Below are 20564 nucleotides of genomic sequence, written 5' to 3' on the forward strand. Positions count from 1 at the left end.
ACGAAAGCACGCATCTTATCCCGCGCGGGTCACCGAGCGGCACCCCCGACAAGCCGGGGGATGCTCAGTCGTCCTGCGGGGCAGTTGCCGCCGAGGATGAGGGTCCGGCGGCTTCGACGACCTCCGGGAAGGTCCCGCCAAGCGCCTGCGTCAGCCCTCGCGCGGCATCGAGTACCTGTTCGCGGAACGATTCGGAGAAACGCGGCGTCGGGCAGGTCAGCGTCAAGGCGCCCTTCAATTCCCCACCGGGCCCGAACACCGGCGACGACACGCCCGCGATGTCGGGGCTGCGGTCGCCCACCAGCGCGATCACGCCTTCGTCACGGATACGCTGATAGATCTCTCCGCGCGCGCCGGCGAAAGCGCGCAGCACACGGCCGCCGGCGCCGCGATTGAGCGGCAGCAGATCGCCGGCACGAATGTGGTCGCGTACCGGCTGCGGGGAGTCCACGCGATAAAGGCAGAGCCGGTGCTCGCCCTGCTGGATATGGAACGCAGCCGATTCGCGGGTAGCGCGCACCAGTTCGCGCAACGCCGGCAACACGACCTGCTCGAGCGAGAACGACGCCGCGTAGACCGCATTGAGACGCGCGATCTCGGGGCCGAGCCCGTAGCGCCCATCGGCATGGCGCTGGATCAGCCGCGCATGCTCCAGCGAGGCCAGCAGCCTCAGCAGCGTGCTCTTGTAGAGGCCGCTGCGTTGCGCGAGTTCGGCCAGCCCCAACGTCCCGTCGCCCTCCCGGAAAGCCGACAGCACGAACAACGCCCGATCCACGGCGACGGCACCACCTTCGGCGGCGTGCTTGTCAGCTTCGGAGAGTTGGGCGGCTTTGCGGGGCATGGAGAAAGCGTCGAAGGCGTGGCATGGAACGGGCGTCCACGGTATAGAACGGTCAAATCAATGTCAATCTGCACGCCAACGCGCCGCACAGGCCGCGCCCATTCCCGGTATGATTGCCGCTCCCGGGTTTTCCCTATGTTGTCGTACCTGATACACGACCCGGACCCGGCCTGAATCCCCGTCCAATCGCGCCCCGCACCGAATGACCACCCCGCTTTCCCCCGAGGCCACGCCGCCGCATGGCGATCTCGCCGCCGGCAATGTGACCCGCCGCATACTTGGCATCGTTGTCTTCAACTTCATCGCATATCTCAGCGTCGGCCTGCCGATCGCCGTGGTGCCCGGCTTCGTGCATGGCGACCTTGGCTATAGCGCGGTACTGGCGGGTCTGGCGGTCAGCATCCAGTACCTGGCCACACTGCTGAGCCGCCCGTGGGCCGGCAGCCTGTGCGACATGAAAGGGCCGAAGCGCTCGGTGCTGACGGGCCTGCTGCTATGCGCGGGCAGCGGCTTGCTGCTGCTGGGCGCCGCGCAGTTCGCGGGCAACGACTGGCTCGCGCTGGGCTGGCTGCTGTCGAGCCGCCTGATGCTGGGCGCGGGCGAGAGCCTGGTGACCACCGGCACCATCGCCTGGGGCATCGGCAGCGTGGGCGCGCGCCATACGGCAAAAGTGATCTCCTGGAATGGCGTCACCACCTACGGCGCGCTGGCGGTGGGCGCACCCGTGGGCGTGCTGCTGGCCGGCCACGGTGGCCTGACCGCGATCGGCATCGTGACGTCGGTCATCGCCGGCGCCGCGTGGCTGCTGGCGCGCCGCCAGTCCGCCGTGCCAATCCTCAAGGGCGAGCGCCTGCCCTTCCGCAGCGTATTCCGCGCGATGTCACCGTTCGGCTTGTGCCTCGGGCTTGGCTCGGTCGGCTTTGGCGCGATCACGGCCTTCATCACGCTCTACTACGCGGGGCATGGCTGGGATCATGCCGCGCTGGCGCTGACCGCGCTCGGCACCTGCTTCGTCCTGACGCGGCTGATCATGGCCGACAGCATCACGCGCTTCGGCGGTTATCCGGTGGCGCTGGTGTCGTTCGCGGTGGAGGCAGCGGGTCTGGCGATGCTGTGGCTGGCCCAGGCGCCGTGGCAGGCGTTGGCTGGCGCGGCCGTGGTGGGCTTCGGTTTCTCGCTGGTCTTTCCGTCGCTCGGCATCGAAGCCGTCAAGCGCGTGCCAGCCACCAATCGCGGCTCCGCGCTAGGCGCCTACGCGCTGTTCTTCGATTTCTCGCTCGGGCTGACCGGCCCCGTAGCCGGCCTGATCACGAAGCACGCCGGCTACCCGGCCGTGTACCTGTTCGCCGCGCTGGCGGCGGTGCTGGCGCTGATGCTCAGTCAGGTCCTGGCCGCGCGCTATCGCGACCGGCTGGCGCCGGCCACCTGATACTCATCTGACTTCCACCGGATCAGAGCCGTTCGCAGCAGTACGCCTCGGTGCTGTACGGGAACGACACCACGTCGCGCCCCTGCAGCGCCGGGTCGGTGGCAATGACCTCGCGCAACCGGGCGCGCACGGCGTCCTGCTGGTCCTGCGGCAGCGACGCGATGAAGCTGACCGACATCACGCGATCGACGATCACCTGTTCCGGCGCGCCGCTGTGGGTGTACGCAAAGCGTGTCAGACCGAGCGGTCCCATGCCATCGGCCGGGAAGACCTTCTTCCAGTCCCCCTTGTAGAAGCGCGGCGCATCGCCCTCGAACGGCGTCATGATCTCGGTCAGCCTGGCGACCCAGCCCACCGACTCGTCGCGGACATTCCACACCAGTCCGAGCTTGCCACCGGGCTTCAGCACGCGGCGGATCTCCTGCACGGCGGCAGTGTTGGCAAACCAGTGGAACGCCTGGGCGCAGACCACCGCGTCGACGCTGCCGTCGGGCAGCGGAATCGACTCGGCGCTACCCGCCAGCGCCTGCACATCCGGCAGCTTCGACGACAGTTGGGCGCGCATGGCATCGACCGGTTCCACGGCAATCACCGTGGCGCCGGTCTGCGCCAGCAGGCGCGTGAACTTGCCGGTGCCCGCGCCGAGGTCGACAACGGTCTTGCCGGGCGCCACGCCAAGCGTGTCGCGCAGCCAGCCGGAAAGCTCGGTGGGATATTCGGGACGCCCACGGGCGTAGGTATCGGCCTGGGCAGAGAAGCCCTGGGCGGCAGCATGATGGATCGCAGTCATGAGCGCGTACGTTACTCCGCTCGCATGACAACGGCAAGACCTGCCTGCCAGTGCTGCTACTGTGGCCTCCTAGTGCGGCCTGCTAGTGCTGCTGCCCCCAGCGCCGGACGGTGACGCGCTCCAGTGTGGCGAATACCAGCCCTTCCACGGCCAGCCCGATCAGGATCACCGTGGCCAGCCCCGCGAACACGCGGTCGGTATAGAGTTCGTTGCGGTTCTGGAAGATGTACCAGCCCAGGCCGCCCTTGCCCGATGAAGCGCCGAAGACAAGCTCGGCCGCGATCAGCGTGCGCCACGCGAAAGCCCAGCCGATCTTCAGCCCGGAAAGGATGGCCGGCAACGCCGCAGGCACCAGGATCAGCACCACGAAGCGCAGCCCACGCAGGCCATAGTTACGCCCCGCCATGCGCAGCGTTTCCGGCACGCCGCGAAACCCGGCATACGTATTCAGCGCGAGCGGCCACAGCACCGAGTGCACCAGCACGAAGATCAGGCTCTTGCTGCCAAGCCCGAACCACAGCAGCGCCAGCGGCAGCAGCGCGATGGCCGGCAGGGGATTGAACATCGCCGTCAGCGTGTCGAGCAGGTCGCGCCCGATACGCGTCGACGCAGCCAGCGTCGTAAGCGCGAAAGCCAGTACGATGCCGGCCGCATAGCCCTGCAGCAGCACTGTCAACGACACCGCCGCCTTGCCCGGCAGTTCGCCACTGGCGATGCCCTCGCCGAACGCCCGTGCTGTGGCCAGGAACGTCGGCAGCAGCAGATCGTTGTCCTGAATGCGGGCGATGATTTCCCACAGTGTGGCCAGCACCACCAGGATCAAGGCCTTGCGCAACCAGCCTTGCTGCCACAGTTGCCGGTACCACGGCAGCGGCAGCGACAACGGCGCGGCCGTGAAGGGAGCCAGCACGTGCTCGTACTCGGGGCGAACCGGGGGATTGGCGGTACTCATCGCTTGCATCTCGAATCGAAGGGCGGGAATTTGGGGATACCTGGGGATTCAGGCGTGAACGATGCGGCTCGACGCATCCTCCACGCTGGCGGGTTCGTCGAACAGCATCCGGTGGATGCGGTGCGCGGCCGTCTGGAATTCCGCGCTGCCCTGGCTGGCCAGCGTGAACTGATGACTGTTGAGTTCCGCGCGCACCCGCCCCGGATGCGGCGACAGCAGCAGAATGCGGCTGCCAACCACCAGTGCTTCCTCGATCGAGTGAGTCACGAACAGCAGCGTGAAGGCCGCGTCGTCCCACAGCGCGAGCAATTCCTCCTGCATCCGGCGGCGCGTCAACGCGTCGAGCGCGGCGAACGGCTCGTCCATCAGCAGCACTTTCGGCCGCATGGCCAGCGCACGAGCAATCGCCACCCGCTGCTTCATGCCGCCCGACAGCGTGTGTGGATAGGCATCGGCAAAGGCCGCGAGCCCCACCTTGTCCAGGAAATGCAACGCCACGTCGTTGGCCTCGGCCTTTGACATGCCACGCGCCTGCCGCAGCGGGAACATCACGTTCTGTCGCACCGTTTTCCACGGCGGCAACTGATCGAATTCCTGGAACACGACGATGCGGTCCGGCCCCGGCTTTTGCACCCGTTGCCCATCGAGCCGGATCTCGCCTTCGGCCGGCGGCACGAAGCCCGCAACCGCCTTGAGCAACGTCGACTTGCCGCAGCCCGAAGGCCCCAGCAGCACGAACCGGTCGGTGGCGTGGACGTCGAAGCTCACGCGATGCGTGGCGCGCACCACGCGCTGCGCGGTGCGGTACTCCAGCGATACGCCATCCACCTGCAGCAGCGGTTCGTGACTGGCGACCACACGCAGGTGCGCGCTATTGCCTTCGGCCATGTCAACTCCCTTCGGCGGTTGCCGGGTCCTGGAAGAAATAGTCCTGCCACGACTTCGGCTGATGCTTGATCGCACCCACGCGATACATGAAGTCCGCCAGCGCGAACGTGTTCTGCGGCGTCACCTTGAACTGCACCTGCGGGTTCTTCAGGATCTTCACCAGCAGCGCGCGGTCGATCTTCGCCTTGTTCACGCGGATATACAGATCGGCGGCAGCTTCCGGGTTCTTCGTTGCGAACTGGGCGGCTTCGGCCAGCGCATCGACGAACGCGCGATAGGTTTTCGGGTTCTCGCTGCGGAATTTCTCGGTCGCGTAGAGCACCGTGGCGGAACTGGGCCCGCCGAGCACATCGTAGGAATTGAGCACGATGCGCGCGTTCGGATTCCCCGCCAGTTCCTGTTCCTGGAACGGCGGGTTGCCGAAGTGCCCAGTGATCTCGGTGCCGCCTGCAATGATCGCCGCGGCAGCATCGGGATGCGGCACCGCCACGGTCCATTTGTCGAGCCGGTTGAATTCCTTGTCACCCCACTGCTTGGCAGCGGCATATTGCAGCACGCGCGACTGCACCGAGACGGTCACCGCCGGCAACGCGATGCGGTCTTTCTCGGTGAAATCCGCAATCGTCTTGATCTTGGGATTGTTGCTGACCAGGTAATACGGGAAGTTGCCAAGCGACGCCACGCCCTTCACGTTCTGCTTGCCCTGGGTGCGGTCCCACAGCGTCAGCAGCGGGCCAACACCAGCCCCTGCGATGTCGATCGCGCCGGAGAGCAAGGCATCGTTGACCGCCGCGCCACCGGAAAGCTGCGTCCATTCGACCTTGACGTCGATGCCCTGCTGCTTGCCGTGTTTCTCGATCAGTTGCTGGTCGCGTGCGACGTTGAGCAGCAGATAGACCACGCCGAACTGCTCGGCAATGCGCAGGCGGCCTTCGGCGTGCGCATTGCCAGTCAAGGCAAGGCCCGCCGTCAGCATGGCAACGGCGGCGCGACGGGTCAGGGTGGAAGCAGACGTAAAGGCGGACGAAAACAACGACATGCAATGGACTCCTGAAAAATGGGGCCGGAGTGAAAAAACGGGAACCGGATCAGAACGGCTGATCGCCTTCGATCGTGGTGCGATACATCACGCGCCGCTGGTGATCGGGTGTGCCGGCGGCCAGATGCAGCAGCGACCGGTTGTCCCAGAACACGAGGTCGTGCTCGCGCCACTGATGGCGGTACACGTGCTCGGGCTTCACGCTGTGTGCGAACAATTCATCGAGGATCGCGCGGCTTTCGTCATCAGGCAGGCCGACGATGCGCGTGGTGAAATGCTCGCTGACGAACAGCGCGCGGCGCCCGGTCTCCGGATGCGTGCGAACCACCGGATGCACCACGGGCTTGACCTGCGCGATCTGCTCCGGCGTCAGGTTCGGACGCCACGGGCTGCGCGCCTGCAACTCCGCGTACCGCGCCAGATACGTATGCTCGGCGGCGAGATCGGCCACCTTGCGCTGCAGCGCTTCCGGCAGGCTCTCCCATGCGGTGTGCATATTGGCGAAAAGCGTGTCGCCGCCTTCGGCGGGCAACTCCCTTGCGTGCAACAGGGAACCAAGACTCGGTGTCTCCTTGTAGGAGAGATCCGAATGCCAGAAGTGGCCGGCATCACCCAGCCCGATCGGCTTGCCGTTCTCGATCACGTTCGAGACGATCAGCACTTCGGGGTGGCCCGGCAACTGGAACTGGTTCAGCACGTGAATCTGCAGCGGCCCGAAGCGGCGGCTGAAAGCGATCTGTTGTGCCGGCGTGATGCGCTGGTCGCGGAACACCAGCACGTGATGATCGAGATGCGCCTGATGGATGCGCTGGAAATCACCATGCGACAGCGGCCGCGCCAGATCGACCCCGATGACTTCCGCACCCAGTGCGGCGCCCAGCGGGCGGATTTCGAAATCCTGAAGGGATCTGGCGGAAGACTCGGTGGCGAGGTTGGCGGAGGTATCGACGGTGGCGTCGGCAGTGGCAATCGTCATGGCAGGTCTTTGCTCTGGGGGAAGCACAAGTCTTGCACTGTAGGGAAGCCGCACCAGCCGGACAACGAATCAAATCGCGCGCGATTATGCGGATTCCTTATATCGCGTTGGCGCGCCCGCGGCCTCGCGCCTAAACTTTCTGGAATGACTGGAACAACACCAGGCGCGCGGGAGGCCCGTATGCAAGATGCGATACGTTCCATGCTGTCTCTGTCGATGGCGACAGCCTTCGTGGTCTTGACGGGATGCGGAGGCAGCGACAAGCCCAAGGCAGGGGCACCCGCCACGTCCAGCGGCAGTCCGGCTTCCGCCGCATCCAATGCCGCATCCGTCGCCGCATCCAACGCCGGGGCCGGGGCCATCACCCAGCCGCCCATCCCGGAAGGCCAGCCAGCGGAGGCCGCAGCGCCCGGCCGGTTCCAGATCGTCGCCAGCGGCCAGACTCGCACCGGCCCGTTCCTGCTCGACACGCAGACGGGCCGGATCTGGCAGCTGAGGGAATTCGCCGGTCTTCAGGGCTCGCCCGTCGCGTGGCACGAGATGACGATCATCGACGACAAGGGCGGCATGGGGATTACGTCCACCCAGTTCCAGAAACTCTATCCACCACGTGGCGGTGTGCCGCCACAGGCCGCGCATCGGCGCCGCTAGCGACCCGGCTTCGCGTCCCCCGATGAAACTGCCCCACCCGCCCGCGCCGACAATGTGACGGCGGTGCGCCACCGCACGCCCGCAGCGCGATTCCGTGCCCTACACTCAAAGGCAGCAGCGTTCACAAGATGCTGCGCCGCACAGGACACCGCGAACCACAAGGGAGCAACCTCAAGGGGACAACCACATGGGCACTGTTGCGCGTTTTGAAATCGGCTTTACCCGCTACCTCTCCCCCGACGGCTCGCCCGAGCCCGACCTTCCCGACTTTGCCCGCGATCCGGCCACCCTGCTGCCGCTCTATCGCGCCATGGTGCTGACCCGGCAGTTCGATCTCAAGGCCATCGCGATGCAGCGCACCGGCCAGATCGGCACGTTCGCGTCCGCGCTGGGCCAGGAAGCGATCGGCGTCGGCGTGGCCACGGCGATGCGCCGCGACGACGTGCTGGTGCCGTCGTACCGCGATCATGCCGCGCAGTTTGTGCGGGGCGTCACGATGACGGAGAGCCTGCTGTACTGGGGTGGCGACGAGCGCGGCAGCGCGTTTGCCGCAGTGCCATATGACTTCGGCAACTGCGTGCCGATCGGCACCCAGGTTGGCCATGCGGCCGGCGTGGCCTACACGTTCAAGCTGCGCCAGGCGCCGAACGTGGCCGTGTGCATCCTCGGCGACGGCGGCACCTCGAAGGGTGACTTCTACGAAGGGATGAACATGGCCGGCGCGTGGCACGTTCCGCTGGTCATCGTTATCAACAACAACCAGTGGGCCATCTCGATGCCGCGCGCCAAGCAGACGGCGGCGGCGACGCTGGCCCAGAAGGCGATCGCGGCGGGCATTCCTGGCGAACAGATCGACGGCAACGACGTGATTGCCGTGCGGCAGCGCGTTGGCGCGGCCATCGAACATGCGCGCCACGGCGGCGGGCCGACATTGATCGAGGCGGTGAGCTACCGCCTGGGCGACCATACGACAGCCGATGATGCTTCGCGCTACAGGGACGATGCATCGGTCAAGGAAGCCTGGCGCTGCGAGCCCATTATCCGGCTGCGAGACTACCTGGCCCGCCTCGGCGCCTGGGACGCCGCGCAGGAAGAGGCGCTGATCAAGGAATGCCAGCAGGCCGTTGGCGCGGCCGTGCAGGCCTACCTTGCGCTGCCGCATCCCGATGCATCGGCGATGTTCGATTGCCTGTATGAAACGCTGCCAGACGCCATGGCCGAACAACTCGACACCGCGCGGCAATACGACGCCTCTGGCAAGACCGACACCTCGGGAGCCCATCATGGCTGAACTGCATATGGTGGAAGCCGTCAACCTGGCCCTGGCCCATGCCCTGGCCAACGATCCCGACGTGGTGCTGCTGGGCGAGGACATCGGCGTGAACGGCGGCGTATTCCGCTCGACCGTGGGGCTGCAGTCGCGCTTCGGCGAGGCCCGCGTCATCGACACGCCGCTGGCCGAGGGCGCCATCGTCGGCGCGGCCATCGGCATGGCGGCGATGGGACTCAAGCCTGTCGCGGAGATCCAGTTCGCCGGCTTCATCTATCCGGCGATCGACAACATCCTGAATCACGCGGGTCATATGCGGCACCGCACACGCGGCCGGATCACGTGCCCGATGGTCGTGCGCGCGCCGAGCGGCGCGGGCATTCACGCGCCCGAACACCATTCCGAAAGCCCGGAGGCCCTGTTCGCGCAGATGCCTGGCATCCGCGTGGTCATGCCTTCATCGCCGGCGCGCGCCTACGGGCTGCTGCTCGCGGCGATTCGCGACCCAGACCCGGTGATCTTCCTGGAGCCCACCCGCCTGTACCGGCTGTTCCGGCAGGAGGTCGCCGACGACGGCCAGGCGCTGCCCCTCGACGCCTGCTTCACGCTGCGCGAGGGCACAGACCTCACGCTGGTGAGCTGGGGCGCGATGTTGCGGGAAACGCTGGCCGCGGCCGATGTGCTGGCCGACGAAGGCGTTTCCGCGGCAGTGATCGACGTGGCCACGCTCAAGCCGCTGGATATGGAGACCATCCTGGAATCGGTTGCGCAGAGCGGCCGATGCGTGATCGTGCATGAAGCACCGCGCACCGCCGGCCTGGGCGCGGAGATCGCCGCCAACCTGGCCGACGCGGGACTCTATTCGCTGAGCGCCCCGGTGCAGCGCGTGACGGCGCCTGACACGGTGGTGCCGCTGGCGCGACTCGAACACAGCTACATGCCGTCGGTGGCGCGGATTGTCGACGCGGCGCGACGCGCGCTGGAAGCAGCCTAGCCAAGGAGAGATAGCGATGCGGATCTTCAAGCTGCCCGACCTGGGCGAAGGCCTGCAGGAAGCGGAAATCGTCAACTGGCATGTGAAGCCCGGGGACACCATCGCAGCCGACCAGCCGCTGTTGTCGGTGGAAACAGCCAAGGCCATCGTCGAGATCCCCTCCCCGTTCGCCGGACAGGTTGCGAAACTCTTTGCGCAACCGGGCGACATCGTCCACCTTGGCGCGCCGCTGGTCGGCTTCGAGGGCGCGGGGGCACCCGACGATGCCGGCACGGTGGTAGGCGCCGTCAAGGTCGGCACGCATGTGGTCAATGAAGGCGTCACGCGCGTAGGCGCCGCCGGCATTCCCGGCGGACACGGCATCAAGGCCACGCCGGCCGTGCGCGCGCTGGCGCGCAAGCTGTCGGTCGACCTGTCGATGGTCACCCCATCCGGCCATGATGGCGTGATCACGGCCACCGATGTGCAGCGCGTGGCCACCACCCTGGCGGACGTCGGCGCGCCGGACGTGCTGCGCGGTGTGCGCCGCGCAATGGCGCAGAACATGGCGCGCGCGCAGAGCGAAGTGGCCGCGGCCACGGTCATGGACGATGCGGACCTGCACGCGTGGCAGGCGACCGGCGCATCGGTGACCGGTCAGGACATCACGATCCGCCTGGTGCGCGCGCTGGTGGCCGGCGTGCGCGCGGAACCGGCGCTCAACGCGTGGTACGAAGGCAGGACCGGCAGACGCCACCTGCTCGAACGGATCGACGTGGGCATTGCGGCGGACCTGCCGGAGGGGTTGTTCGTGCCGGTGCTGCGCAACGTCGGCAAACGCGATGCCGCCGACCTGCGTGCCGGGCTGGACCGAATGCGCGCCGACGTGGTCGCGCGCACCATCGCGCCGGAGGAGATGCGCGGCAATACCATCACCCTGTCGAACTTCGGCATGATCGCGGGCCGCTACGCGGCGCCCATCGTGGTGCCGCCAACGGTTGCCATCCTCGGGGCGGGGCGCGTGCGCGACGAAGTGGTGGCATCCGGCGGCGTGCCTGCCGTGCACCGGGTCATGCCTCTGTCGCTGACATTCGATCACCGCGTGGTCACGGGCGGCGAGGCGGCCCGGTTCCTGCGCGCGGTCATCGAGGATCTGGAACGGCCCGAGTAGCACGACAGGAGTGATTCCGGCGATACCGGCACGGCCCTGGCCAGGCCGGCCATCCGCCACATGGATGAAGGCCATTTGTCCGTCCGGCAGGCAAACCAGTTCCTATACTGGATTTTCGCCGCATAGACGGCTGCGTCACGCCCCCACCCAACCCACCAATAAAGGAGCACGACCATGGCAATCCGACTTGGCGAGGAAGCACCGGACTTCACCGCCGACACCACTGAAGGGAAGATTCATTTTCATGAGTGGATCGGCGACAGCTGGGCCATCCTGTTCTCGCACCCCAAGGATTTCACGCCGGTCTGCACCACCGAGCTCGGCTACATGGCCAAACTGAAGCCCGAGTTCGACAAACGCAATACGAAGATCATCGGCCTGTCGATCGATCCGGTTGGCGACCATTCGCGCTGGGTCAAGGACATCGAGGAAACGCAGGGCGCCACGGTCAACTACCCGATGATCGGCGATCACGACCTCAAGGTGGCCAAGCTCTACGACATGATCCACCCCGAGGCGAGCGGCGGCCCACGCACGGCAGCGGACAACGCCACGATCCGCGCGGTGTTCATGATCGGCCCTGACAAGAAGGTCAAGGCCATGCTGGTCTACCCGATGAGCGCGGGACGCAATTTCGACGAGGTGCTGCGCCTGCTCGACTCGCTGCAACTGAACGCGAAACACACCGTCGCCACGCCAGTCAACTGGAAGCCGGGCGACGACGTGATCATCCCCACTTCGGTGTCGGATGACGACGCGAAGAAAAAATATCCACAGGGCTTCAAGACGCTCAAGCCCTATCTGCGAACGGTTGCCCAGCCGAAGTAAGGACCGAAGTAAGCACCTCTGTTAATACCGATGGGGTAGTCCGCACGACGGATAGGAACTATCCACAGAGAGCGTGGATAATCCCCCTCTTGACAACCCGCCAGCCCGCGCCGGTATTGGCTCAAGGTTGATTGCCTAATTTTTGGGCAATCAACCCTGACGGGGTTTTGCTTGCAGGGGTTGAAGATTTGTGCGTTGAGTCGGAGACCGGAGTCGGGGACCGGCCTGCTGCGCGCTGCTCCGATGCATGAGAAAGGGGGAAAGCTGGACCTCCTTCTCAATGAAAATCCCGACTCCCCACCATCAGCCTCCCCAGCAACGGACTCAGATCCACCAGTTCGTCCGCGACCAGATGGCGCACCTCGCCCTGTCGTTGCCAGGTGCCGATCACGCCGAGCAGCGTCGCTCCCAGGACCTCCTTGCGCTGCCGCTCCACCAGGTCTGGCCAGATGATGACGTTGACGGCGCCGGTCTCATCCTCGATCGAGGTGAAGATCGTGCCGCTGGCCGTCGATGGCCGTTGGCGTACGGTCACGATGCCGCATGCGCGCACGCGGCGGCCGTTGGCGCAGTTCGCGAGTTGGCGTGCCGTCGCGAACTTGAGCGCGCTCAGTCTGTGGCGCAGTAGTGTCAGCGGATGGCACTTCAGCGATAGCCCCAGGCTGGCGTAGTCGGCGGCCACGTCCTCACCGAGTTTCGGCTCGGGAAGTTGCAGTGCGTGCTCCTGCGGCGGCGCATCATGCAGCAGATCGCGATGCGCGGTCTGCACCGCCGCGCCACGCGCGTGCCAGCGTGCCTGACGTCGATGCCCCGCGAGGGATACCAGCGCATCGGCCGCGGCCAGCGCGTCAATGTCGTGCCGGTCCAGTGACGCGCGGCGCGCGAGGTCCTCGACGCTGTCGAATGGCCGCGCCACACGCGCCGCCTCGATCCGCAGCGCGGCAGCCTCGCGCATCCCCTTTACGCGATTCATGCCCAGCCGCACGTCGCGGAAGTTCTGCCCTTCCCGGCGCGGCTCCAGCGTGCTCTCCCAGTTGCTGATCGTCACGTCCACGGGCTGCGACGTCACGCCATGCCGGCGCGCGTCCTGCACCAGTTGCGACGGCGAGTAGAAGCCCATCGGCTGACTGTTGAGCAGTGCGCACAGGAACGCCTCGGGGTAATGACACTTGATCCAGGCGCTGACGTATACGAGCTTGGCGAAGCTGGCCGCATGGCTTTCCGGGAAGCCATATTCCCCAAACCCCTCGATCTGCTTGCAGATGGCCAGCGCGAACGATTCGGGATAGCCGCGCCCGGTCAGCGCCCGTACCAGCGCGTCCTGATGCTTCTTGAGATCGCCACGACGACGCCAGGCCGCCATCGAGCGTCGTAACTGATCAGCCTGCCCGGGCGTAAACCCGGCCGCCTCGATCGCAAGCTGCATGACCTGCTCCTGGAAGATCGGCACACCCAAGGTGCGGCCCAGCACGCGGCGGATCACGTCGTCGAAGTAGGTCGGCGGCTTGCGGGTGAGGCGGAACGCTTCGCGCCGCTTCAGATAGGGATGCACCATACCGCCCTGGATCGGCCCCGGCCGCACGATGGCCACTTCCACCACGAGGTCGTAGTACTTCCGCGGTTGCAGCCGCGGCAGCATCGATTGCTGCGCGCGCGATTCGATCTGGAACACACCGATCGTATCGGCCTTGCAGATCATGTCGTAGGTCTTGACGTCGCCATCGGGCAGATCTTCCATGCGCGTGGGCAGTCCGGCGCGCTCCGGGTCCGGATTCGGGATCATCGCCAGCGCACGACGGATCGCGGTCAGCATGCCCAGCGCGAGCACATCGACCTTCAGCAACCCCAGCGATTCCAGGTCGTCCTTGTCCCACTGGATCACACTTCGGTTTTCCATCGCCGCATTCTCGATCGGCACGAGCCGCGACAGCTTGTCCCGCGCGATCACGAAGCCGCCCACGTGTTGCGACAGATGACGGGGAAAGCCGCGCAACTGCTCCGTCAGGCTGGCCCATTGCCGCACGGTGATGGAATCGGGATCAAGCCCGTAGCGCGAAATGCGGTCAATGAACGCCGCGCCGCCATCCCACCAGGCCTGCCCCTTGACCACCTGTTCCACCACGCCCGGGTCGATGCCGAGCGCGCGCCCCACGTCGCGCAACGCGCTGCGCGAGCGGTACGTGATCAGCGACGCGGCCAGCGCGGCGCGATGGCGGCCGTATTTTCCATAGATGTACTGGATCACCTCCTCGCGCCGCTGGTGCTCGAAGTCGACATCGATATCGGGCGGCTCGTCACGCTCGCGCGACAGGAACCGGCCGAACAGCAGGTTGGCTTGTTCCGGGCTGACCTCGGTGATATGCAGGCAGTAGCAGACTAGCGAGTTGGCCGCCGATCCGCGCCCCTGGCACAGGATGCCCTCCTGGCGCGCGAAGCGGACGATATCGTGCACGGTCAGGAAGAACGGCTCGTAGTGTTTCTCCTCGATCAGTTCGAGTTCTTCCTTGAGTTGCGCCTCCCATTCCGGCGCCATGCCATGTGGAAAACGTTCGGTGATACCGCGCTCCACCTCCTTGCGCAGATAGGTGATCGGCGTTTCGCCGTCTGGCACGAGTTCCTCGGGATACTCGTAGCGCAGCATGTCGAGCGAGAAGCGGCATTGGTCCGCCAGCTTCAGCGTCTGCGCCAGCGCTTCGCGCGGATAGAGCCGCGACAGCACCTGGCGCATGCGCAGATGCGCCTCGGCATTTGGCGCGAGGGCCCGTCCACACGCGGGCAAAGGCTGGCCGATGCGGATCGCGGTCAGCACATCGGCCAGCGGCTTGCGCGAGCGGACATGCATATTGACCGCGCCGGCCGCCACCAGCGGCACGCCGGTTTCCGCCGACACCTGCTGCAAACGCGCGCGATGCATGGCTTCGGCATGGCCCTGCAGCAGTTCCATCGCCATCCAAGCGCGGTCGCCGAAGGTTGCGCGGCACCAGCGTGCCTGCGCGCGCAGGACGTCGAGATCGGCGCAGTAATCGGGCAGCAGGACCACCAGGCAATCCGGCATGCCGCGCAGATGCGCCTGCTTCGGCTGCGGATCGGCAAGATCGGATGGATACAGCAGATAGCTGCCCTTCTCCGCGCGGGTGCGGCCCAGCGTGATGAACTCGCACAGGTCGCCAAACCCGATGCGATTGCGCGCCAGCAGCACCAGGCGCGGTGGCGGCATGGTGTCTTCGGGCGCGGCTGTCAACGTGAAGCGGCTGCCGATGATCAGGTTGAACGCATCGGCAGCGGCGGCGCGGGCTTCGAGCACGCGATGACGGCGCGCGGCGGCATCGGGGTCATCGTCGAAATCGTCCGGCGACAGCGCATCCTCATCCCCCGCATCCCCCGCATCCTCCACACCTCCTGCATCGCTCTCTTCGTCGCCGGTGTCGAGGTCGAATACCGACAGTTCCTCCATCTCGTCGACATCGCCCGCCGTCTGCCCCGCGGCAAGCCGCCGGGCGCTGCGCGTTACCGCCTCCCACATATCCTCGCGCAGCACCTTGATCGCATGATGCGCGCGGGCGGTGCCGGCCACCGAGCATTCATCGGTCAGCGCCAGCCCGCTGTAGCCCAGTTGGAACGCGCGAGAAATCAGTTCCTGCGGATGCGAGGCACCGTTCAGGAATGTGAAGTTGGAGATGCAGTGCAGCTCGACGTAGTCGGGCAGCGACGGCAACAACGAAGACAGGCCGGACAGCACGATCAATCTCCTGGCATCCGGCGGGCTCAGGCAAACAGCCCGTGCAGGAACCAGCGGTATTCGCCGCCGTCTTCCTGCCCGTCGCGCGTGGGATGCCCCGGGCGTTCACGATAGACCCAGCAACGCAGCCCGTCGTCGCGCTCGGCGATGAAGTAGTCGCGCATGGCCAGGCCACCATCCCACCAGCCGGCCTCGATGCGTTCGGGGCGCGTCAGCATCACCAGCGGGCCCTCATGAACGGGGCGATGCTTGTGCACGCGCAGCGGCAATGGCGATTCCAGCAGCCATAGCGGCCGTTCGGGCGGAGTCGTGCCTCCGTTTGTCGTGCCGTTTGTCGTGCCCCGGGCGGGCGGTTCGTCGACAGGCGCCCATTGATTGGCGCGCTCGGGCCGGTGATCCGCCAGTGGATGCGGTTGCAGCACGTTGTCGCGCCCTAGCCGCGCCACCAGCGTATCGAGCAGCCGGCCCAGTTCCGCCGGTTCGGCACCCGGTTCCGGAAACAGCGAGTCGCTTTGCGGTACGCAAATTTCCATCGCCTCCACGCGCAACGCCAACCCGCCCACCGGCGCATGAAAGCGGATCTTGTCGAGCTTCTCGCGCAGTAGCTTCGACAGATGCACGGGATCGCGGCTTGGCTGCGCCAGCCTGAGCGGCACCGGCGTGCTGTCGGTGTCTTCGCCCAGCCGGTAGCGTTCGTGCTCCAGCATCAGCACGCAGCGCGTCACGCCGGCCTGCTGCACGGCCAGCCAGCCCGCGAGCGCCAGCAACAGCCGCTGCGCCCCGGCCAGCACGCCCTCGGCCGACTCCACGCGGCCTGGCAGTTCCATGCGCTGCGCAAACGCCGGTGGCGCCTCGAACCAGGCAAACCCGGACGAGATCTGGCCATAGGCCTGGTCAAGCCGCGCCAGCAATTCCGTGCCGATACGGCGTGACAACCCCGCGCGCGGCAACCGGCGCACCTGCCCCAGCGTGCGGCAGCCAATGCCTTCGAGCCATTCGGGATCGGCCAGCCTGTGCAGGCATTCCACCGGCAGGCGGTCGAGCAGGTGCGTCATGCGGGCGGCACGCACCGCGCGGCGCGCGGGCCGGACAATGCCGCGCGACGTCTTGCGCAACGGCTGACGCGCCAGCCATGCGGCGCCCTGCGCCGTGGTACCGCTGCCAATCTGCGCAAACGTGCCCAGTTGCCGCACACGCGCGCGAATCGCCCGGCACAACGCGCGATGGCCGCCGAACAGGCGCAGGCTGGCCGTGACATCGAGCATCACCGTGGCCGCTTCGGGTTCGGCATCGATCGCCACGGCCGGCGTGAAATGCAGCAACGCCAAAGCGGCCGAGGTCATCAATGCGGACTCCGCCGCGAGATCGCGATCGAGTTGCACCACATCGGCCGACAGCGCCTGCACGCCGCCGCGCCGCATTCCATAGCGCACGCCCAGCGCCACGGCCGGGCCATTGGCCAGCACCACGCGCTCGTGCTCGATCACCGCCACCGGCAGCGCCTGATGCAGCGTTCCGGTATGGGGTGCGGGCCGGGGATCGGCGGACGCACCGGCGGACGCACCGGCGGACGTAATGGCAGACGCACGGGCAGACGTAGCGGCGGGCATACCGGCATCGACCGGCTCAGGCCAGCTCGGTTGCAGCGCGTCCAGCGGCAGGCGCGGCAGGTGCACCGCGATCCAGTACGCCGGGATGGCTGGCGCTGCCGCGGATGTCGGAGATATCGGGAACATGATGATCGGCTCCTGCCGGAGTTGCTGGAACGACCAGAGCGACCGGAACGACCGGAACGACCGGCGTGGGCACCGCGGGCACACCCGCGCGCCGCGGCACATGGAGCATGCCTTCCAGCGGCAACAGCAGCGGCGTGTCGCGTGCCGGGCCGCGCCGCTTGTGAAAAACGATGGATAGCAGATTGCCGGGCAACGGCGATAACGCCAGCCGCAGCATGGCCGGCGACGATTCGTGCAGCACGCGGATCGGCCGCAGCACCCACACCACGGTATCGCCGGCCTGCGCCAGCACCTGCAGACGCCGCAGCGCCTCTGGCCGCGCCGCCAGGAGCCAGACCAGCACCGCGCCGAACGCCTGGCTGCGCAACATCTGCTCGGCCGCCCACGCCATGTCGGCGCGGCGCGATGCCACGGTCGCACCCGCCTGCGGACGTACCCAGTAAAGCTGGCGCGCGGGCAGGCCACCGTCGGCCAGTCCTCCCGCCAGCCCTCCCGTCAATCCGGCCGCATTGGGCAGGTACGGGGGATCGACGAAACCGATGCGGCGCCCCGCCGCGGCCAGCGCGCGCAACGCCGGCATCAGCAGACGCAATTCGCCCGCGCCACCCTGGGCCAGCAGCAACTCGGTCACGGCGCCAGCAGGCCAGCCGCCGCCTGGCAGTTCGGCCGTCAGGGCGTCGTACCCGGTCGGGCACACGGGCAAGCGCCCGGCGCGGCCGAGCTGACCCGCGCGCCACAGCCCGGGGTAGCGGTGCTCGAGTTCGCTCACCGATGCACGGGGCGCGGAGGAGGAAGCCGCATGGCCCGCCATGACTGTCGGCGGCGTGACATGCGATGACACGGTCATGATGTGGATGAAGAGGCGCAATCGACTGGCGTTGCCCTCGTATTTTTACGAATACTGTATATTTATACAGTATCGAGACCGATGCAAGCCTGCAGCACGAATGTGGCGCGCTCACCGCCTGGAATGTGCGCTTGTCAGCGAACTGCCACGGATTCCCGGCACGAATGCAAACAAATGTCATGCACGATTGTGCAGTCCGGGGCAGGTACGCAAAATGCGCGACATGAAACAACGGAATACGCGCGATTGCGTGCATCTGCTGATCGATGGTCTCAAGCGTCAAGGTCCGCTGCGCCGTGACGTGATGGCCGACGCGTGTGGTCTCACCCCCGAGGAAACCACGCGCGCGCTGAAGGCCGCGCGCCAGATGAGCGTGGTCGATCACGTGCCCTACGGTCCCGGCACGTTGCCCGCCGCCATCGTCTACCAGCTCACGGGCCGGCAGCTCCCGCCCGCCCGCAAGAGCACGCGCGTACCGCGCGCGCCCGACGACCGCTTCCAGCCGCTGCTGGAGGCCTGGTGGAACAGCAGCGAACTCGATCACGTCGATCGCGCGTAACCACGCTCATGCGCTCGCCGGCCCGCACCGGGGAGCTGGGGAGACTTCAATCGGGAATCAGGAGCGGGGCTGTCTCACGATGACCGACTCGATGGCCGATTCAATGACCGATTCAATGGCTGATTCGGCGCCGTGACAGGCCGCGTAATGGTCGCAGCCCTCGCACGAGGGCTCAGGGCAAGGATGAATGTCGAGCCGCTCGCAGACGCGGTGATAGAAGAACTTCTTCCATTTCATGTCCGTGGTATTGGCCGCGAAGACCGGCCAGAAGACCTGCCGCAGCAACGCGGACACATCGTCGCGCCCGGACAGGCCCATGTCCTGCCACAAGTGCGTATGGCCGAAGCAGCCGCAGGCCAGCGCGTGCGCGGCCCAATGCACCAGCGGCACCAGCGTCCCTGCCGCGCCCGGCGTGCAGCCGTCCTCGAGCATCTCCACCAGATCGGCGAATTCGCACGGCAGGCTGTCCGGCGCCTGTGGTGGAACATCTGGCGCCCACCCCGCCTGCGCGGCCCCGGGAAAGCAGTGATCCAGCATGTGCCGGAACGCGTCCGGCGGCAGGCCGAGCCATTGCGCGAAGCGCGGCAGGCGCCCCGCGCAGGCAGACTCCAGCACCCCGGCCAACGCCCGTGTAACGGGATCGCCGGGTTGGGCAGCAAAGGCATCCAGCAACAGCAGTGAGCGGTTCATCGTGGCAGCAGTACGGCAGCGCGCCCGCGGAATGGCGGGCATCGCATCGCAATATAACCACGTATATAACGCCAGTCAAACCGCGAACGGCGTCCTACTTCTCGCGACGATAGCGAGCCTGCACGATCTGCATCCACTCGCCGTTGTCGGCCTGCATGAACGACGTCAGCGTGCGGTGATCGTCATCCACCAGGGCCACAACATCGCGGTACTTCGCCGTTTTTCCCTCGATCATATTGCCATCCGGGCCGAACGCCGGGCCATCGGCACGCAGCGTGAGCGTGCGCCCATCGGCCTCGAGATCGCCTTCGTAGACCCACATGTGGGTCATCATCGAACCGATGAACGTGCCGACGAAATGCTTGCGAACGGGGTCGTAGCCGAGCGTCATGATCGTGACCGCCGACCCGCAGCCCGGAAACTCGCCCTCCGCACGCGCCTGCACCCAGACGTCGCCCACCTGGCTGACCTGCTCGGGGATCTTCCATTTTTCAGGCGGCGCCTCCGGGCCCATCTGGGCCTCGCCTTCGCCTACCCACCTGCCGACGAGCTTCTGTAGCCAGCGGTGTTCGTTGGTCGCTTCGATCTTCATGCAAACGCCTCCTTGTGAGTTGCGCCGCTACTTGTGTACGGCGTACACAAAAGGTTAGAAGACGGGGTCGTCGATGTCCAACAAAAACCCGCAAGATGACAAAAATGTCATCTTGCGGGTTTCCGGTGTGGCAGGGTCAGCGCGGAAATTACTGGGGCAAACGCACCTTCGGCACGATGAACTGGTTACCGGGGGCGCGCATCACATCGCACTGCGCCTCGCCCTTGCGGGCCTGTCCGGACTTGTCCACGTACTCGATGCTGCCGACCACGCTGTAGACGTCTTCGGCCACGCGGCGAGTGGTGCCTCGCACCCAGCGAAACTGGTCGGGATTCGGCAACGCGGCCTTCACTGCGTTCATGCAGGCACCGGGCGCCTCGGGCGCTTCGGGCTTGCCGCCGCGCTGGCCCAGCTCGACGTTGACGGGCGCGTCGGCCGAGGATGCGGCAGGCGCCGCCATCGCGGTCACCGGCAGCGCGATCAATGCGAGCGCCGTCAGCACGCGGCGCGCTTGGATCGTCATGGTATGCACTCCAAACAAAAAAGGCCGGCACGCGCGTTGCATGCCGGCCGGTTGCCATTGTACTGGCGTA

General features: G+C 66.6%; 19 protein-coding genes. 7 read left to right on the forward strand and 12 right to left on the reverse strand.

Annotated features, from left to right (window positions below; translation table 11 throughout):
* Positions 1-64 precede the first annotated feature (64 nt).
* On the reverse strand, positions 65-841 hold the full coding sequence (locus B2246_RS18145) for an IclR family transcriptional regulator (RefSeq protein ID WP_008650912.1): 777 nt from the start codon (positions 839-841) through the stop codon (positions 65-67).
* A 202-nt stretch (positions 842-1043) separates the two neighbouring features.
* Between B2246_RS18145 and B2246_RS18150 the strand changes: the two genes are divergently transcribed.
* Complete coding sequence (locus B2246_RS18150) at positions 1044-2270, forward strand: MFS transporter (RefSeq protein ID WP_286882553.1); 1227 nt, start codon at positions 1044-1046, stop codon at positions 2268-2270.
* Between the two features lie 22 nt (positions 2271-2292).
* On the opposite strand, the gene B2246_RS18155 is transcribed toward B2246_RS18150, so the two are convergent.
* The 5 genes from B2246_RS18155 to B2246_RS18175 all read right to left on the reverse strand — a co-directional run bounded on the left by B2246_RS18155 (position 2293) and on the right by B2246_RS18175 (position 6915).
* A complete protein-coding gene (locus tag B2246_RS18155) occupies positions 2293-3060 on the reverse strand; it encodes a class I SAM-dependent methyltransferase (RefSeq protein ID WP_286882554.1) in 768 nt (255 codons plus the stop codon).
* An 82-nt stretch (positions 3061-3142) separates the two neighbouring features.
* Positions 3143-4012 (reverse strand): ABC transporter permease, encoded by an 870-nt coding sequence (locus B2246_RS18160; RefSeq protein WP_008650906.1) that lies wholly within the window; start codon positions 4010-4012, stop codon positions 3143-3145.
* Positions 4013-4060: 48 nt separating this feature from the next.
* Positions 4061-4900, reverse strand: coding sequence for an ABC transporter ATP-binding protein (locus B2246_RS18165; protein WP_186425654.1), 840 nt, complete (start codon positions 4898-4900; stop codon positions 4061-4063).
* 1 nt (position 4901) lies between these two features.
* Positions 4902-5876 carry an ABC transporter substrate-binding protein gene (locus tag B2246_RS18170; RefSeq protein WP_286882602.1) on the reverse strand — a complete coding sequence of 325 codons (975 nt, stop codon included), beginning with the start codon at positions 5874-5876 and terminating at the stop codon, positions 4902-4904.
* A 112-nt stretch (positions 5877-5988) separates the two neighbouring features.
* Complete coding sequence (locus B2246_RS18175) at positions 5989-6915, reverse strand: TauD/TfdA dioxygenase family protein (protein ID WP_186425656.1); 927 nt, start codon at positions 6913-6915, stop codon at positions 5989-5991.
* A gap of 201 nt (positions 6916-7116) precedes the next feature.
* Between B2246_RS18175 and B2246_RS18180 the strand changes: the two genes are divergently transcribed.
* The 5 genes from B2246_RS18180 to B2246_RS18200 all read left to right on the forward strand — a co-directional run bounded on the left by B2246_RS18180 (position 7117) and on the right by B2246_RS18200 (position 11808).
* Complete coding sequence (locus B2246_RS18180; protein ID WP_008650902.1) at positions 7117-7566, forward strand: hypothetical protein; 450 nt, start codon at positions 7117-7119, stop codon at positions 7564-7566.
* Between the two features lie 187 nt (positions 7567-7753).
* Positions 7754-8857 (forward strand): pyruvate dehydrogenase (acetyl-transferring) E1 component subunit alpha, encoded by a 1104-nt coding sequence (pdhA, locus tag B2246_RS18185; RefSeq protein WP_286882555.1) that lies wholly within the window; start codon positions 7754-7756, stop codon positions 8855-8857.
* Positions 8850-9830 (forward strand): alpha-ketoacid dehydrogenase subunit beta, encoded by a 981-nt coding sequence (locus B2246_RS18190; RefSeq protein WP_008650900.1) that lies wholly within the window; start codon positions 8850-8852, stop codon positions 9828-9830. Before pdhA ends, B2246_RS18190 begins: the two co-directional genes overlap by 8 nt.
* Positions 9831-9846: 16 nt before the next feature.
* Positions 9847-10980: a dihydrolipoamide acetyltransferase family protein gene (locus tag B2246_RS18195; RefSeq protein ID WP_017515462.1), complete on the forward strand. Its 1134-nt coding sequence runs from the start codon at positions 9847-9849 to the stop codon at positions 10978-10980.
* A gap of 174 nt (positions 10981-11154) precedes the next feature.
* The gene (locus B2246_RS18200; RefSeq protein ID WP_008650897.1) at positions 11155-11808 is read left to right on the forward strand and encodes a peroxiredoxin; all 654 of its coding nucleotides are present in this window, start codon (positions 11155-11157) and stop codon (positions 11806-11808) included.
* 277 nt (positions 11809-12085) lie between these two features.
* Here the strand turns inward: B2246_RS18200 and B2246_RS18205 are convergent, their stop codons facing one another.
* Genes B2246_RS18205 through imuA form a run of 3 tightly spaced genes read right to left on the reverse strand, consistent with a single transcriptional unit; the run spans position 12086 to position 18130 of the window.
* On the reverse strand, positions 12086-15547 hold the full coding sequence (locus tag B2246_RS18205) for an error-prone DNA polymerase (protein ID WP_286882556.1): 3462 nt from the start codon (positions 15545-15547) through the stop codon (positions 12086-12088).
* A gap of 26 nt (positions 15548-15573) precedes the next feature.
* Complete coding sequence (locus tag B2246_RS18210; protein ID WP_286882557.1) at positions 15574-17283, reverse strand: Y-family DNA polymerase; 1710 nt, start codon at positions 17281-17283, stop codon at positions 15574-15576.
* On the reverse strand, positions 17174-18130 hold the full coding sequence (gene imuA / locus B2246_RS18215) for a translesion DNA synthesis-associated protein ImuA (RefSeq protein ID WP_286882558.1): 957 nt from the start codon (positions 18128-18130) through the stop codon (positions 17174-17176). Before imuA ends, B2246_RS18210 begins: the two co-directional genes overlap by 110 nt.
* Before the next feature lie 223 nt (positions 18131-18353).
* Here imuA and B2246_RS18220 point away from each other — a divergent pair, with 223 nt between their 5' ends.
* Entirely contained in the window at positions 18354-18689 is a 336-nt protein-coding gene (locus tag B2246_RS18220) for a hypothetical protein (protein ID WP_241227890.1), read from the forward strand.
* A 57-nt stretch (positions 18690-18746) separates the two neighbouring features.
* Here B2246_RS18220 and B2246_RS18225 read toward each other — a convergent pair whose 3' ends face one another.
* The 3 genes from B2246_RS18225 to B2246_RS18235 form a co-directional block, all read right to left on the reverse strand.
* Entirely contained in the window at positions 18747-19379 is a 633-nt protein-coding gene (locus B2246_RS18225; RefSeq protein WP_286882559.1) for a nitrogen fixation protein NifQ, read from the reverse strand.
* A 94-nt stretch (positions 19380-19473) separates the two neighbouring features.
* Positions 19474-19971 carry a DUF1579 domain-containing protein gene (locus tag B2246_RS18230; RefSeq protein WP_008648671.1) on the reverse strand — a complete coding sequence of 166 codons (498 nt, stop codon included), beginning with the start codon at positions 19969-19971 and terminating at the stop codon, positions 19474-19476.
* Between the two features lie 148 nt (positions 19972-20119).
* The gene (locus B2246_RS18235; RefSeq protein WP_008648670.1) at positions 20120-20494 is read right to left on the reverse strand and encodes a DUF2880 domain-containing protein; all 375 of its coding nucleotides are present in this window, start codon (positions 20492-20494) and stop codon (positions 20120-20122) included.
* Between the last annotated feature and the right edge of the window lie 70 nt (positions 20495-20564).

Origin of the sequence: Cupriavidus sp. UBA2010, from assembly GCF_002335265.1 — a bacterium.
Classification (GTDB): Bacteria; Pseudomonadota; Gammaproteobacteria; order Burkholderiales; family Burkholderiaceae; genus Cupriavidus; species Cupriavidus metallidurans.

Bases quoted from the DNA above. Each gene is read 5' to 3' on its own strand.
- B2246_RS18145 (WP_008650912.1), bottom strand. From the start codon at position 841: ATGCCCCGCAAAGCCGCCCAACTCTCCGAAGCTGACAAGCACGCCGCC.
- B2246_RS18150 (WP_286882553.1), top strand. From the start codon at position 1,044: ATGACCACCCCGCTTTCCCCCGAGGCCACGCCGCCGCATGGCGATCTC.
- B2246_RS18155 (WP_286882554.1), bottom strand. From the start codon at position 3,060: ATGACTGCGATCCATCATGCTGCCGCCCAGGGCTTCTCTGCCCAGGCC.
- B2246_RS18160 (WP_008650906.1), bottom strand. From the start codon at position 4,012: ATGAGTACCGCCAATCCCCCGGTTCGCCCCGAGTACGAGCACGTGCTG.
- B2246_RS18165 (WP_186425654.1), bottom strand. From the start codon at position 4,900: ATGGCCGAAGGCAATAGCGCGCACCTGCGTGTGGTCGCCAGTCACGAA.
- B2246_RS18170 (WP_286882602.1), bottom strand. From the start codon at position 5,876: ATGCTGACGGCGGGCCTTGCCTTGACTGGCAATGCGCACGCCGAAGGC.
- B2246_RS18175 (WP_186425656.1), bottom strand. From the start codon at position 6,915: ATGACGATTGCCACTGCCGACGCCACCGTCGATACCTCCGCCAACCTC.
- B2246_RS18180 (WP_008650902.1), top strand. From the start codon at position 7,117: ATGCTGTCTCTGTCGATGGCGACAGCCTTCGTGGTCTTGACGGGATGC.
- pdhA (WP_286882555.1), top strand. From the start codon at position 7,754: ATGGGCACTGTTGCGCGTTTTGAAATCGGCTTTACCCGCTACCTCTCC.
- B2246_RS18190 (WP_008650900.1), top strand. From the start codon at position 8,850: ATGGCTGAACTGCATATGGTGGAAGCCGTCAACCTGGCCCTGGCCCAT.
- B2246_RS18195 (WP_017515462.1), top strand. From the start codon at position 9,847: ATGCGGATCTTCAAGCTGCCCGACCTGGGCGAAGGCCTGCAGGAAGCG.
- B2246_RS18200 (WP_008650897.1), top strand. From the start codon at position 11,155: ATGGCAATCCGACTTGGCGAGGAAGCACCGGACTTCACCGCCGACACC.
- B2246_RS18210 (WP_286882557.1), bottom strand. From the start codon at position 17,283: ATGTTCCCGATATCTCCGACATCCGCGGCAGCGCCAGCCATCCCGGCG.
- imuA (WP_286882558.1), bottom strand. From the start codon at position 18,130: ATGACCGTGTCATCGCATGTCACGCCGCCGACAGTCATGGCGGGCCAT.
- B2246_RS18220 (WP_241227890.1), top strand. From the start codon at position 18,354: ATGAAACAACGGAATACGCGCGATTGCGTGCATCTGCTGATCGATGGT.
- B2246_RS18225 (WP_286882559.1), bottom strand. From the start codon at position 19,379: ATGAACCGCTCACTGCTGTTGCTGGATGCCTTTGCTGCCCAACCCGGC.
- B2246_RS18230 (WP_008648671.1), bottom strand. From the start codon at position 19,971: ATGAAGATCGAAGCGACCAACGAACACCGCTGGCTACAGAAGCTCGTC.
- B2246_RS18235 (WP_008648670.1), bottom strand. From the start codon at position 20,494: ATGACGATCCAAGCGCGCCGCGTGCTGACGGCGCTCGCATTGATCGCG.